This window comes from Modestobacter sp. KNN46-3 (assembly GCF_011039295.1).
This window is the reverse complement of sequence record NZ_JAAKGN010000139.1, coordinates 1-13,402: the sequence shown is the minus strand read 5'-3', so window position 1 is coordinate 13,402 and position 13,402 is coordinate 1. Positions and strand designations below refer to the sequence as shown.

General features: G+C 74.3%; 15 protein-coding genes and 1 pseudogene. 8 read left to right on the top strand and 8 right to left on the bottom strand.

Features of this window, described 5'->3' with window-relative positions; all coding sequences use genetic code 11:
• Positions 1 to 326: pseudogene (locus G5C62_RS21310) on the bottom strand (hypothetical protein); the annotation flags it as partial.
• 137 nt (positions 327 to 463) lie between these two features.
• Here G5C62_RS21310 and G5C62_RS21305 point away from each other — a divergent pair.
• Positions 464 to 1,315 carry a hypothetical protein gene (locus tag G5C62_RS21305; protein ID WP_164702588.1) on the top strand — a complete coding sequence of 284 codons (852 nt, stop codon included), beginning with the start codon at positions 464 to 466 and terminating at the stop codon, positions 1,313 to 1,315.
• A gap of 1 nt (position 1,316) precedes the next feature.
• Here G5C62_RS21305 and G5C62_RS21300 read toward each other — a convergent pair whose 3' ends face one another.
• Positions 1,317 to 2,408 (bottom strand): DUF3616 domain-containing protein, encoded by a 1,092-nt coding sequence (locus G5C62_RS21300; RefSeq protein ID WP_164702587.1) that lies wholly within the window; start codon positions 2,406 to 2,408, stop codon positions 1,317 to 1,319.
• 104 nt (positions 2,409 to 2,512) lie between these two features.
• Between G5C62_RS21300 and G5C62_RS21295 the strand changes: the two genes are divergently transcribed.
• On the top strand, positions 2,513 to 2,752 hold the full coding sequence (locus G5C62_RS21295; RefSeq protein ID WP_036332328.1) for a hypothetical protein: 240 nt from the start codon (positions 2,513 to 2,515) through the stop codon (positions 2,750 to 2,752).
• Positions 2,753 to 2,794: 42 nt separating this feature from the next.
• Positions 2,795 to 3,154: a zf-TFIIB domain-containing protein gene (locus G5C62_RS21290; protein WP_036332330.1), complete on the top strand. Its 360-nt coding sequence runs from the start codon at positions 2,795 to 2,797 to the stop codon at positions 3,152 to 3,154.
• A gap of 18 nt (positions 3,155 to 3,172) precedes the next feature.
• Here the strand turns inward: G5C62_RS21290 and G5C62_RS21285 are convergent, their stop codons facing one another.
• Positions 3,173 to 3,592, bottom strand: coding sequence for a VOC family protein (locus tag G5C62_RS21285; protein WP_036332332.1), 420 nt, complete (start codon positions 3,590 to 3,592; stop codon positions 3,173 to 3,175).
• Between the two features lie 109 nt (positions 3,593 to 3,701).
• Between G5C62_RS21285 and G5C62_RS21280 the strand changes: the two genes are divergently transcribed.
• The 4 genes from G5C62_RS21280 to G5C62_RS21265 all read left to right on the top strand — a co-directional run bounded on the left by G5C62_RS21280 (position 3,702) and on the right by G5C62_RS21265 (position 7,498).
• Entirely contained in the window at positions 3,702 to 4,646 is a 945-nt protein-coding gene (locus G5C62_RS21280; protein WP_164702586.1) for a YafY family protein, read from the top strand.
• A gap of 66 nt (positions 4,647 to 4,712) precedes the next feature.
• On the top strand, positions 4,713 to 5,774 hold the full coding sequence (locus tag G5C62_RS21275; RefSeq protein ID WP_164702585.1) for an SDR family oxidoreductase: 1,062 nt from the start codon (positions 4,713 to 4,715) through the stop codon (positions 5,772 to 5,774).
• A 113-nt stretch (positions 5,775 to 5,887) separates the two neighbouring features.
• On the top strand, positions 5,888 to 6,994 hold the full coding sequence (locus G5C62_RS21270) for an NAD(P)-dependent alcohol dehydrogenase (RefSeq protein ID WP_164702584.1): 1,107 nt from the start codon (positions 5,888 to 5,890) through the stop codon (positions 6,992 to 6,994).
• Between the two features lie 153 nt (positions 6,995 to 7,147).
• Positions 7,148 to 7,498 (top strand): hypothetical protein, encoded by a 351-nt coding sequence (locus G5C62_RS21265; protein ID WP_036332340.1) that lies wholly within the window; start codon positions 7,148 to 7,150, stop codon positions 7,496 to 7,498.
• A gap of 18 nt (positions 7,499 to 7,516) precedes the next feature.
• On the opposite strand, the gene G5C62_RS21260 is transcribed toward G5C62_RS21265, so the two are convergent.
• Complete coding sequence (locus G5C62_RS21260; RefSeq protein WP_036332341.1) at positions 7,517 to 9,034, bottom strand: acetyl-CoA hydrolase/transferase family protein; 1,518 nt, start codon at positions 9,032 to 9,034, stop codon at positions 7,517 to 7,519.
• 140 nt (positions 9,035 to 9,174) lie between these two features.
• A complete protein-coding gene (locus tag G5C62_RS21255; protein WP_164702583.1) occupies positions 9,175 to 10,968 on the bottom strand; it encodes an alkaline phosphatase in 1,794 nt (597 codons plus the stop codon).
• 197 nt (positions 10,969 to 11,165) lie between these two features.
• On the opposite strand from G5C62_RS21255, the gene G5C62_RS21250 reads away from it, so the two are divergent.
• A complete protein-coding gene (locus G5C62_RS21250; RefSeq protein WP_164702582.1) occupies positions 11,166 to 12,590 on the top strand; it encodes an NADP-dependent succinic semialdehyde dehydrogenase in 1,425 nt (474 codons plus the stop codon).
• Between the two features lie 42 nt (positions 12,591 to 12,632).
• Here the strand turns inward: G5C62_RS21250 and G5C62_RS21245 are convergent, their stop codons facing one another.
• The 3 genes from G5C62_RS21245 to rpmE form a co-directional block, all read right to left on the bottom strand.
• The gene (locus tag G5C62_RS21245; RefSeq protein ID WP_164702581.1) at positions 12,633 to 13,034 is read right to left on the bottom strand and encodes a hypothetical protein; all 402 of its coding nucleotides are present in this window, start codon (positions 13,032 to 13,034) and stop codon (positions 12,633 to 12,635) included.
• Positions 13,031 to 13,192 (bottom strand): 50S ribosomal protein L32, encoded by a 162-nt coding sequence (rpmF, locus tag G5C62_RS21240; protein ID WP_164702580.1) that lies wholly within the window; start codon positions 13,190 to 13,192, stop codon positions 13,031 to 13,033. The genes G5C62_RS21245 and rpmF overlap by 4 nt, the downstream gene beginning before the upstream one ends.
• A gap of 3 nt (positions 13,193 to 13,195) precedes the next feature.
• On the bottom strand, positions 13,196 to 13,402 hold a 207-nt coding region (rpmE, locus tag G5C62_RS21235), incomplete at its 5' end, for a 50S ribosomal protein L31 (protein WP_164702579.1).

Genomic DNA, 13,402 nt, shown 5'->3' with positions numbered 1-13,402 from the left:
AGGGCGTCGGGGTTGATGCTGAGCACCGCGCCGAGGTCGTCGTTGACGGCGGCGATCCGCGCCAGGTAGGCCGTGGTGAGCTGGACGGCGGTCAGGTCGCCGTCGTCCATCCGGGACTGCAGCTCGGGGATGGTCAGCGCATCCAGGTCCAGACCGCGGATCGGCAGGGTCCCGGAGCCGGCCGCATCGGCCACCCCGAGGCCGGTGCCGGACTCGCCCGGGTCTGCCGGGGCAGCAGCTGTCGCGCTGGCCGGGACCAGCAGGGCGGCGGCGAGCGCGGCGGTGACCGCGGCCCTCCGGCGCAGGGGAAGGTCGGGAACGCGCATGGGCTCCTCCGAGTCCGCCGTGACTGGGTAGGTGCACGCTAGGCCGGTGGCCCGCAGCCCGCTCGCTCAACGGACAGCTGGTCGTCCGCCACGCCGTCGGGCCACCCGGAACGGCGGCGGGAGGGCATGGTGGAGGGGTGTTCGACAGCGACTTCGGCCCGGACCTCATCGCCCTGCTCAGCCGCGAGGTGCTCCGTGAGCGCGCCGGCGCGCTGATCGCGGAGGCCTGCGCCTGGTCGGTCGGCCTCTCCGACCACGACCACCACCTGCGCGTCCGCGGCCGCGTCACCGCCACCGGGCTGACCCTCGGCGCCCGGGCGGTGACCGGACAGCCGCTCAGCGGCGAGGAGGACGGCCGCCTCGAGCTGGGCGACGCCCGGCCCGGCAGCTTCCAGGACGCACTGAACGCGGTCACCGCCGACGGCACGCTCTACGCCGAGCACTTCGACCGGGAGGTCGTCGAGCCGTTCGTGCTCGCCACCTGCGTCGCCGCGGTCGAGCGCGCCCGGGCGACCCGTCCCGCCGACTGGGCCGAGCTGCTGGACGAGCTCGGGGAGGACGGCGGCGACCTGGTCGAGGTGGTTCGGGTGGGGGAGTGGGAGGCGCCGCTGCGGATCGACGCCGAGCACCTGGTGCTGGCGGCGCTGGGCGCGGTGCCGCTGGTGGAGGTGGAGGCGGAGGGCCTGCCGCTGTCCCTGGTGCGCGCGGCGGAGGCGGTCACCCGGGCGGCGGCGCCGGCCGAGGTGCCGGAGGTCGGGCTGGCGGCGGACGAGCTGGCGGGTGCGCTGTTCCTCGCCGAGGCGGCGATCGGCACCGCGGGGCTCCCGCTGCCCGTCCCGGTGTCCGCCGCCGACCGGTTGCTGGACGTGCTGCTGGCCGAGGGCCTGCTGCCGGAGGAGCTCCCCGCGCTGTTGCCGCACCTGCCGGTCGAGCCGAGCACGGCGGCCGAGGTGCGGGCCACGATCGCCGCCCTCGGGCAGGGGGCCTGACTCAGCCGGCGGTGGCCGGCGGTGGCAGCCGGACGACGTCGGCGGTCACCCCGTGCTCGTGCAGCCGCTCGGGCGCAGGGCTGTCGTAGACGACCAGCAGCTGCGGGCCGGCCGGGTCGTCGTCCAGCAGGCCGATGCCCTCGGCGTGGTCCACCCCGACGCCGAAGGGCAGGTCGAGCTCGCGGGTGAGCAGGTCGTCCCGCACCACCTGCGGGGTGTCCGCGGTCACCGCACCGTGCCAGCGGAACACGTGCACCGGCCCGTCCAGGTCCATCGTCGGGCCGGCGAGCACGAGCAGGTCCGCACCGTGCGGACAGAGGTCGCGGACCCCGAGCCCGGCGAGGTCGAGCACGTGCTTGCGGTAGCGGCGCCCGTCCGCGAACGGCTCGAGCACGAGCCGGCCGGGGTCGTCCGGGTCGACGGCGGGGCGGAGCTCGAGCACCATCGCCCAGCCGCGCAGCACCGGGCCGCGCAGGCCCAGGTACACCCGCTCGCCGGCCACCGCGATGCCCTCGACGTCCAGGCCGTTGTCCTTGCCCGGGATGGCCAGGAAGGGAGCCAGGTGCTCGTCGTCGGCGAGCAGGTCGCGCAGGTCCGGGCCGGAGGCACCGAAGACGGCGGCCCGCTGGGTCGCGCCCGCCACGGTCGTCTCCCGCACCGGCGTGGGCAGGCCGTCGACGTCGGTGACCGGGATTCGCACCAGGACCTGACGGTTGGCCTGCCCGGTCACCCGGGCGAGCCGACGGAGCGCCTTCTCCCCGTCGTGCTTGGTCTTGATCCGCTTGCGCCGCAGGCTGTGCGACCCGACGGCCCAGAGGAAGTCGCCGGCCCGGGCGATCCCCTCGATGTCGGCCTCCTCGTCGCCGTCCTCGCCCGGCAGGTCGACCAGGTCGGCGAGCCGGCAGCTGGTCTGGTCGGCGTAGCTCCCCGGCGCGTGCGGGTCGTCGGCGACCAGCCGTTCGATCGTCGCCGTCTCGTCACCGGCCACCCAGAGGACCGGGCCGTCACTGCGGACGGCGGAGAGGTTGGTGTGGGTGCCCGCCTCCCGGGCCCCGGTGGTGAAGGACAGCCGGACGGTGCGCTCGATGCTCACGACGGTCACCCTGGCACGCCCGGGACGGCGCGCGCACGGGGCTTCTCAAGCCCGCCTCGCGGGGTGACCATGGAGGGGCACGCATCCTCCTGGAGGGACCAGCCATGAGCGACGCAGCCATGGACAGCTCGGCCGGCCGTGCCCGTCGGCCGCACCCCGACCCGCTCACCATGACCCCGGCGGAGAAGGTGATCGCCGAGTGGGAGGCCCGCCACGACGTCGCGGCCCGGGGCTCCCGGCCCAGTTTCGGGACGGTGCAGCACTACCTCTCCGAGACCCGGTCGCGGGAACGCTGCGACGAGGCGGCGCGGCCCCGTCCGGCCGAGCGGCGCAGCAAGCGCTGAACGGGTCGGGAACCCCCGGGCGGCGGGCGCCGTTGCCCGGCCATGGACCTGGTCTGCCCGAAGTGTCAAGGGACGATGCGCACCTACGAGCGCAACGGCGTCCACGTCGACCAGTGCACCGACTGCCGCGGGATCTTCCTCGACCGCGGTGAGCTGGAGCGCCTGGTCGACGCGGAGGACGACTGGCACGCCCGCCCCGCCCCGGCCGCCGAGCCGCCCCGTCCGACGTCGTCACAGCAGCCGTTCTCCCACCCACAGGGCCAGTCGGCGGGGTCGCTGGGCGCCGTCGTCAGCGAGGTGCTCGGCCAGGTGCGCAGCAACAGCTCCGGGTACGGCTCCTCGCACGGCTCGTACGGCAAGCCGCGGAAGAAGAAGTCGTTGATCAGCGAGCTGTTCGGCTGAGCACCGGCGACCGGCGGTTCAGCCGGTCGCCGCGGCTGTCCGGCGGGCCCGCAGCTCCCGGTGGTGCGGGTTCGCCATGATGCCGAGCACGTTGCCGAAGGGGTCGACGACGGATGCGGTGGCGAACCCCTCGCCGTCCCCGTGCTCCCGCACGGGCTCGTGCACCCTCGCGCCCAGCTCCACCAGCCGGTCGAGGGCGGCCGGCAGGTCGTCGACGTCCCAGAAGACGACGGCGCCGGCCGGGGCCGGGGTGAGGCCGCCGGGCCGGTACCGGGCGTCGATCAGGCCGAGCTCGTCCTCGCTCTCCCCGACCCGGTACTCCAGGTAGCCGCCGGCCACCCGGTAGTAGGGCTCGATGCCCAGCAGCTCGGTGTACCAGCGCTCGGCCGCGGCCAGGTCGTCGGCGTAGAAGGAGACGGTGGCCAGCTCTCGCAGCATCGCGGGGTCCTCTCGTCGGGCGGCGGGCGCCGCCGGTGATGGGTACGAAGACCACGATCCGCGCCGAAGTGCTCACCTCCTGAGCACTTTGCGCGGCATCCTCGCCGGCATGCGCGCGGACCGGTTGGTGGCGGGGCTGCTGGTGCTGCAGGCCCGCGGCCGGGTGACCGCCGCCCAGCTCGCCGCCGAGCTGGAGGTCTCGGTGGCCACCGCCCGCCGCGACCTGGAGGCGCTCTCCGCGGCGGGTGTCCCGGTCTACCCCCAGCCCGGCCGGGGCGGTGGCTGGTCGCTGGTCGGCGGTGCCCGCACCGACCTCACCGGGCTGACCGAGGCCGAGGCGGCGGCGCTGTTCCTGCTGCTCGGGCCGGCGGCGCGGGGTGGTCCGGCAGCCCGGACCGCACTGCGCAAGCTGGTGCGCGCCCTGCCCGGACCGTTCCGGGAGGGCGCCCGGGCGGCGGCCGAGGCCGTCGTCGTCGACGACGCTCGGTGGGGCGGCACCGGCCGCCCCCGGCCGCCGGTGGTGGGGCTGCTGCAGCAGGCCGTCGTCCGCCGCCGTCGGGTCCGGCTGGCGTACCCCGACCGGGAGGGGGCGGCGACCGTGCGGCTGGTCGACCCGTGGGGGCTCGTCGACAAGGACGGCGTCTGGTATCTGCTCGCCGGCACGTCGCGGGGTCGCCGCACGTTCCGGGCCGACCGGGTGGTCTCCGCGGAGGTGACCGACGAGCCCGCGCAGCGACCAGAGGACCTGGAGCTCGACGCGGTCTGGGACGAGGTCGTCACCGAGCTGGAGGGACGCCGCTCGGCGGTCGTGGCGGCCGTGCTCGTCCCGGCCGCACTGGTGCCCGTGCTGCAGTCCCTGTTCGGACGGCACTGCACGGTCGGGGGAGCCCAGGCCGACGGCCGGGTGGCGCTGCGGGTGGCCGCGCACACCGTGCGGTCGGTCGCCGAGCAGCTGGCCGGGCTCGGCGGGGCGGTCGAGGTGCTCGAGCCGGCCGAGGTGCGGACCGAGCTGGCCCGGATCGGCGCGGAACTGGTCGCGCGCCACAGCCGCTGACCGGTTCGCGGTCTCCCCGGCGGGCATGCACGCTCGGGGACGACCGACGACGAGAGGTGCAGCGGGATGACGGAACAGGGCAGCGTGCTGGTGACCGGCGCGGGTGGGGTCATCGGCGCGGCCGCCGCCGCGGAGTACGCCGGGCAGCCGGGCTGGCGGGTCCGCGGGCTCAGCCGCCGCCCTCCACGCGATGCGGGGTGGGAGCACCTGGCCGTCGACCTGCGCGACGCCGAGGGCGCCCGGGCCGGGCTGGCCGGGGCAGGCGACGTCTCGCACCTGGTGTTCGGTGCGTACGCCGAGCGGCCGACCGCGCGTGAGCTCTCCGAGGTCAACGTCGGCATGCTGCGCCACACCCTCGACGGGCTGGCCGCGGCCGGGGCGCCGCTGGAGCACGTGACGCTGTACCAGGGCGGCAAGGCCTACGGCGCGCACATGGGCTTCTTCAACACCCCGGCCAAGGAGACCGACCCGCGGATCGTCCAGCCGAACTTCTACTACGACCAGGAGGACCTGCTCCGCGAGGTCGCGGCGGAGCGGGGCTTCCGGCTGACCGTCCTCCGTCCGGAGGGCGTCATCGGCTACGCCGTCGGCAACCCGATGAACCTGCTGATGGTGATCGCGGTGTACGCCGCGATCAGCAGGGAGCTGGGCCAGCCGCTGCGCTTCCCCGGGAGCCTGGCCGCATACGACGCGCTCTACCAGGTGACCGACGCCGAGCTGCTGGCCCGCGCCACGGTCTGGGCCGGCCGCGAGCAGGTGGCCGACGGTGAGGTCTACAACGTCACCAACGGCGACCAGGTGCGCTGGCGGCACCTGTTCCCGGCCTTCGCCCGGGCCTTCGGCATGGAGCACGCCGAGCCGCAGCCGGTGCCGTTGGCCGAGGCGATGGCCGACCGGCGCGACGTGTGGGAGCGGCTGGTCGCCCGGCACGACCTCGTCCCGACGCCGTACGAGGACCTGGTGGGCTGGGAGTTCGGGGAGTTCATCTTCACCTCCGGCTTCGACAACGTCAGCTCCACGATCAAGCTGCGCCAGGCCGGGTTCGCCGACTGCCTGGACACCGAGCAGCGCTTCGTCGAGCTGTTCGAGCAGCTGGCGGAGCGGAGGGTCGTCCCGCGGCTGCGCTGAGCCGACGCGGGGCGGGCAGACTGCGGGGACGCGCGGGCAGGGTCGCCCGCGGCGGGACGGTCCGCGGGCGCACCGGCGCGGCCGTCGTCGGCCGGTCCGGTGCAGGAGCGCAGATGAAGGTCACCGCCGCCGTCGTCGAGGAGCAGCACGGGCCGTTCATCGTCCGGGACGTCGAACTGGACGAGCCCGGCCCGGGTGAGGTGCTGGTCCGGGTCGCCGCGACCGGCTTCTGCCACACCGACGGCATCGCCCGCGACGGCGACATGCCCTTCCCGCTGCCCGGCGTGCTCGGCCACGAGGGCTCCGGCACCGTCGCCGCCGTGGGCGAGGGCGTCACCGGCCTCAGCGAGGGCCAGCCGGTGGTCATCGGCTGGCCGTGGTGCGGGCAGTGCCGCAACTGCCTGGACGGCGAACCGCGCTACTGCCTGCGCCTGGGCGAGCTGGTCATCGGCGGGCACCGGCTCGACGGGCCGTCCGCGCTGCGCACCACCGAGGGCAGCCCGCTGGCCAGCCACTTCTTCGGCCAGTCCTCCTTCGCCACCCACTCGCTCACCACCGCCAACGCCCTGGTGCCGATCCCGGCCGGGCTGCCGGTCGAGCTGATGGGCCCGCTGGCCTGCGGACTGGCCACCGGCGCCGGGGCGGTGTTCAACACCGCCCGCCCCCAGCCCGGTGCCTCGCTGGTCGTCTACGGCGCCGGCACGGTCGGGCTCGCCGCGGTCATGGCCGCCCGCAACACCCCGGCGACGACGATCATCGCCGTCGACCGACACGAGTCCCGACTCCGGCTGGCCACCGAGCTGGGCGCCACCCACGTCGTCGATGCCTCGGACACCGATGCGGTGCAGGCGGTCACCGAGATCTGCGGTGGCCCGGCTGATTTCGCCTTGGAGTGCACCGGGGTGGTCCCGGTCATCCGTCAGGCCGTCGACTCCGTCGGCATGCGCGGCACCTGCCTGCTGATCGGCGGCGCGCCGGCCGGGGCGGAGTTCAGCGTCGACCACATCAGCACGCTGTGGGGGAAGTCGATCGTCGGCACGCTGGGCGGCAGCGACCGCAGCCCGCGGCTGATCGGTGCGCTGATGGACCTCTACGCCGCCGGACGATTCCCGTTCGACCGGCTGGTCGAGTACTTCCCGCTGGAGCGGATCAGCGACGCGATGGAGGCCTCCTACAGCGGCGCCGTCGTCAAGCCGGTGATCACCATGCCGCAGGGCTGAGGAACGCCGAGATCGGGCCGGTGGCGGTCACGTGCCCAGGGAGACCGCCATCAGCCCGATCTCGACGTCGTCCGCTGTCGAGCGCGCCGCGCCACCGGTGGACACCGGCCGGGCGGGCGGGGTTCGCTCGGGCGCTCTGGGTAGGGGAACCGCATGCCTGACTACGACGTGAACGAGGCCGGGGTCGCGCACGCCCGGGAGCTGATCGACGCCGGGGAGTACGACGACCAGACCGAGTGGTCCGACGCCGCACCGTCGACCGCCGAGGAGAACGAGGAGCGGGACGACGAGGGCCAGGAGGGCTACGCGCAGTGGCACCTGGCGGTCGACCCGGACAAGGGCGAGGGGACCAAGGGCCGCTACCGGTTCCCCTACGGCGACTTCACCAAGGTCAACCGCGCAGCGCTGATCCACGCCAAGCAGCGGGCCAGCCAGAACGACCACCCGGAGATCGAGGAGGCCGCCGACGACCTGCTGCAGCGCCTGGACGCCAAGCGTTCGTGACCCAGCGCGGCCGAGGCGTCAGCCGGGCAGCATGCTGCCGGTCTCCAGGTAGCGGGTGTGCCAGCTGAGCGCCTCGGCGAGCAGGTGCGGGGTGTGCCGGCCGTGCGCGCCGCGCTCCGCGCGCGCGTAGTAGTCGGTGAGCAGTGGCCGGTACTCCGGAGCAGCGCAGTTGTCGATGACCAGCCGTGCCCGCTTGCGCGGCGGCAGGCCCCGGAGGTCGGCCAGCCCGTGCTCGGTGACGATCACCGACACGTCGTGCTCGGTGTGGTCGACGTGGGACACCATCGGCACGATCGAGGAGATCGCGCCGCCCTTCGCCGTCGACGGGGTGAGGAAGAAGGAGACGTAGGCGTTGCGGGCGAAGTCGCCCGAGCCGCCGATCCCGTTCTGGATGCGGCTGCCCATCAGGTGCGTGGAGTTCACGTTGCCGTACAGGTCGGCCTCGATCATCCCGTTCATCGCCAGCACCCCCAGCCGGCGGACGATCTCCGGGTGGTTGCTGATCTCCTGCGGCCGCAGCACGATCCGGTCCCGGAACTCGGCCACGTGCGCGTTGAAGTCCGCGATCGCGGTCGGGCTCAGGGAGAACGCCGTCGCCGACGTCGAGGCGAGCGTGCCCGAGCGCAGCAGGTCGAGCATGCCGTCCTGGATCACCTCGGTGTAGGCGGTCAGCTGCTCGAAGCGCGACTCCTGCAGACCGGACAGGACGGCGTTGGCCACGTTCCCGACGCCGGACTGCAGCGGCAGCAGCTCGGCCGGCAGCCGGCCCACCGAGACCTGGTGCTCCAGGTACTCGATCAGGTGCCCGGCGATGGCCCGGGCGGTGTCGTCCGGCTCGCTGAACGGGGTGTTCCGGTCCGGGGCGGAGGTCTCGACGACGGCGACGACCTTGTCCGGGTCGACCCTCAGGTGCGGCACCCCGATCCGGTCGCCGGGCCGGGTCAGCTGCACCGGCCGCCGGTTCGGCGGCAGCGCCGTCCCGTAGTAGACGTCGTGCATGCCGTCCAGCCCGGCCGGCTGCCAGCTGTTGACCTCCAGCACCACGCGCTCGGCGAGGTCCAGCCAGGTCTTGTTGTTCCCGACCGAGGACGACGGGATCAGCTGCCCGTCCTCGGTGATCCCGCTGACCTCGACGACGGCGACGTCCAGCGGGCCGAGGAAGCCCTCCCACGCCAGCTGGGCGACGTGGGAGAGGTGGACGTCGACGTAGTCGATCTCGCCGGCGTTGATCTTCTGCCGGGCGATCGGGTCGGACTGGTACGGCAGCCGCAGGCCGATGCCGTCGGCGGCGGCGAGCGCGCCGTCCAGCTCGGGGGCGGTGGAGGCCCCGGTCCACAGGTCGACCTGGAACGGCTCGCCGGCGGCATGCGCCGCGGTGATCCGCTGGGCCAGCAGCTCCGGCACGGCCTTGGGGTGCCCGGCGCCGGTGAACCCGCTCATGCCGAGCGTGTCCCCGGGCCGGATCAGCGCAGCGGCCTGATCGGCCGGCACCACCTTGCGGGCCAGTGCTGCGTTGCGGATGCGACCGGTGTCCATCGTCCTCCGACCTCGACGTCGTGGGCCCGTCCGGCCCGCGGGCCCGACGCTACGGGCGTGACCATGGTCCTGCCCGGGGAGGCCGGAAGGCCCGGCTGCGGGCCCGGGCGTACCCGGACCCGCAACCGTGCCTGCCGAGCTCAGACCGTCCGGGGGGAGTCCGAACGCGGCCCCAGCTCGGCCGTCGGGCCGCTGACCTTGCGGGAGCCCTTCACCGTGGCGAACGACGTCTCGTAGCCGACCGTCGCCTGCGGGTCCAGCCGCGGGTCGACGGCCAGGCCCTTGTCACCGTTGCTGCGGATGAACCAGAAGTCCGCCTGCACCCGCTCCGGGGTCACGTCCAGCACGACGAAGCCGTGGCCGATGCCCTCCAGGTAGCGGACCCAGGGGTTGGCGCCCTGGAAGGCGGCGGTGGTGGCGGTCGCGGCGGCCGCGGAGCCGACGGCCTCCTTGAAGCCGTTGCTGGTCACCGACGGGCAGACGAACTCCACGCCCACCGAGTTGCCGTCGCCGGGGTAGGCGGCCAGGTCGACGGGGAGGTCGTTGGCCCAGGAGGAGTGGATGTCGCCGGTGAGCACGACCGGGTCCGGGCCGGCGGCGGCCATCGCGTCGAGCACCGCCCGCTGGTCGGCCTGGTAGCCGTCCCACTGGTCGGTGTTGAACACCGAGCCGGGCACGGTGCCGGGCCGGGGGACGGCGAACACCCGGGCGAACACCGTCTGGTTGCCCACCAGGTGCCAGGCGGTGCGCCCGGTGCGGATGCCCTTCGTCAGCCAGTCCAGCTGCGGCGGCTCGGGCAGGTGCCGCCGCGGGTCGGTCAGGGCCGGGTTGAGCGCGCCGTCGACGGTGCCCGGCACCTGCTCGCTGCGGTTCTGCCGGGTGTCGATCACCGACAGCTCGGCCAGGTCGCCGAAGCCGAAGCGGCGGAAGAACTGCCGGCCCTTGCTGGCGTGCGGCTGCCACATCGCGGGCTCGCGGATCGGCATCCACTCCAGGTAGGCCTGGAACGCCTTGGCCCGGCGGAACAGGAAGTCGCCCTCGGGCTTGATGCCGTCGGGCTTGCCCGGCTCGGTGTAGGGGGTGGCCGGGTCGTCGTCCCGCTCGTGGTTCTCCGCGCCGAAGTCGTAGGCGTCGTTGGTGATCTCGTGGTCGTCGAAGATGACGATCCACGCGTGCTGCTGGTGCGCCCGCTGCAGGTCCGGGTCGGTCTTGTAGAGCGCGTGCCGGATCCGGTAGTCCTCCAGCGTGACCATCTCGTGGACCGGCTCGTGGTCCCGGATGCCGATCAGCGCGTTGGGCCCGTACCGGTCACCGGACCCGGCGACCCCGGCCACCCGCGGGGAGTTGCCGTACTCGTAGAGGTAGTCGCCCAGGTGCAGCACGAAGTCCAGGTCGTCCCGGGCGGCGATCCCGCGGTAGGCGGTGAAGTACCCGCCGGTCCAGTTGCTGCAGGAGACGAACGCCATGCGGAGCGCATGGGTCTGGCCGGGCTCGTCCGGGGCGGTCTGGGTGCGGCCGACCGGGGAGGTCTCACCGGCGCAGGTGAACCGGTAGAAGTAGCGGGTGTAGGGGGTCAGCCGGTTCACCACGACCTTGACGGTGTGGTCGCGGCTGACATCGGCGACGACGTTCCCGCTGCGCACGATGCGGGTGAACGCCTCGTCGGCGGCGACCTCCCAGCGGACCGGGACGGCCGGCTCGCGGCGGCTGCCGGGCAGGGACTCGGGGGTGGGCGTCACCCGGGTCCAGAGCAGCAGCTCGGTGGCCGTGGGGTCGCCGCTGGCGACGCCGAAGCCGAAGACGCCGGAACGAGCGGTCTCGGCCACGGCCGCACGGGCGGCCTCGCTGGTGAGCCCACCGAAGGTCAGGGCGGCGGCCGTGGCGGCCCCGCCCTTCAGCACGGTGCGGCGGGACAGGGGTGCATCAAGCGGCATGGGCGCACTGTGGTTGCACCGGGCGACCAGTCGGCGGTGCCCACGTGAACTCCCGGCGTCCCACGTCCAGCCGTTTCCCCTCCGGGAGCGCCGGGCAGGTGCACGGTGCAGGCGAGCCGTGCCGGACCGCCCGAGCGCCCACCGGGAGCGCCGCCGTCCGGCACCGACCCGCGACACGGACGACGACGGGAGCCCCCATGGCCATCGCCACCATCAACCCCACCACCGGCGAGACGCTGAAGACCTACGAGCCGCTCTCCGACGAGGCGCTGGAGGACAAGATCGGTCGCGCGGCCGCGGCGTACCGCAGCTACCGGCGCACCCCGGTCGAGGACCGGGTGCGCTGGCTGCGGGCGGCGGCCGACGTGCTGGACGCCGACGACGACGCGGTCGCCGAGCTGATGACCACCGAGATGGGCAAGACGCTGTCCTCGGCGAAGGCCGAGGTGGGCAAGTGCGCCAAGGCGCTGCGGTACTACGCCGAGCACGGGCCGGCGATGCTCGAGCCCCAGCGGCTGGACGCCGACGCGGTGGGTGCCCGGCAGGCCTACGTCACCCACCAGCCACTGGGCGTGGTGCTGGCGGTCATGCCCTGGAACTTCCCGCTCTGGCAGGCGATGCGGTTCGCCGCCCCGGCGCTGATGGCCGGCAACGTCGGCCTGCTCAAGCACGCCAGCAACGTGCCGCAGACCGCGCTGTACCTGGAGGAGCTCTTCCGCAAGGCGGGGTTCCCCGACGACGTCTTCCAGACCCTGCTGATCGGGTCCTCGACGATCGAGCGGGTCATCCGGGACGACCGGGTGGTCGCCGCGACGCTCACCGGGAGCGCGCCGGCCGGCCAGTCGGTCGCCTCGATCGCCGGGGACGCGCTCAAGCCCACGGTGCTGGAGCTGGGTGGCTCCGACCCGTTCATCGTGATGCCCTCGGCGGACCTGGACGCCGCGGCCGGGGTCGCGGTCACCTCCCGCAACCAGAACAACGGGCAGAGCTGCATCTCGGCGAAGCGGTTCTTCGTGCACCGCGACGTCGCCGAGGAGTTCACCCGGCTGTTCGCCGAGAAGATCGGCGCGCTGGCCGTCGGCGACCCGATGGACGAGGGCACCGACGTCGGGCCGCTGGCCACCGAGTCCGGCCTGGCCGACGTCGAGGCCTACGTCGAGGACGCCCGGGCCAAGGGCGCCGCGGTGGTGGTCGGCGGGCAGCGGGTGGACCGGCCGGGCTGGTTCTACGAGCCCACCCTGCTCAGCGGCATCACCCCGGAGATGGACCTCTACGCCGAGGAGGTCTTCGGGCCGGTCGCGGCGCTGTGGACCGTCGACTCCCTCGACGAGGCGATCGAGATCGCCAACAGCCACCCCTACGGGCTCGGCTCGAACCTGTGGAGCGAGGACGACGACGAGCGGGCGCAGTTCGTCCGGGACATCGAGTCGGGGATGGCCTTCGTCAACGGGATGACCACCAGCTACCCGGAGCTGCCCTTCGGCGGGGTGAAGCAGAGCGGTTACGGCCGGGAGCTCACCGCGCTGGGCATGCGCGAGTTCATGAACGCCAAGACCGTCTGGGTCGGTGCGCCGAGCAGCGAGCAGCGCGCCGGCGACAGCGCGGGCTCGGCGAACGAGTGACCCGGGGGAGGGGCAGGGACGGTCGGGTCCCTGCCCCTCCGGTCACCCCAGCCGGGGAGCCGGGCCGACGCCGGCCACGACGGTGCGCAGGCAGTCGGGCAGCCCGGTGGTCGGGCCCGCCACCCCCGGCCCGCCGGCGCTGACCCAGGCGACCAGGCCGGCGGTCCGTTCGGGCGTCTGGACCTCCGAGAGCCAGACGGCCGGGCCGGGGCGGCCGCTGCCGGGCTTCCGCCAGGCCAGCCCGGCGAGCGCCGCCCGGTCGCAGGCGCCGATGCAGCCGGCGGTGACGAGCACCGCGCCCGTGGTGTGCCGGACCGCCTCGGCCACCTGGTCGACGCCGTCGGCCGTACCGGCGAGCCGGCGCAGCGCCGCGCACCGGTGGCCGACGCACAGCGCCACCAGCGGCCCGCCCGCGTCCCCGCCCGGCACCGGGCGGCGGCTCACGGCAGCAGGCCCCGCTCGGCGGCCGTGCGCAGCTTCTGCGGCACCAGCCGGGCGACGCCGTCCACGGTGACCGGCACCAGCGGGACCGGGGTCGCCTTCCACTGCGACCGGCGGGACCGGGTGTTGGACCGAGACGTCTTCCGCTTCGGGACGGCCATCGGTCAGCCTCGCTTCCGTGCCGGCCGGGCGATGGCGCCGTACCGCTGGTTGAACCGCTCGACCCGGCCGGCGGTGTCCAGCACCCGCTGGTTGCCGGTCCAGAACGGGTGCGAGGCCGCGCTGATCTCGACGTTGACCACCGGCAGCGTCTCGCCGTCCAGGTCGATGGTCGCCTCGGTGCGGATCGTGGAGCGGGTGCGGTAGGTCGC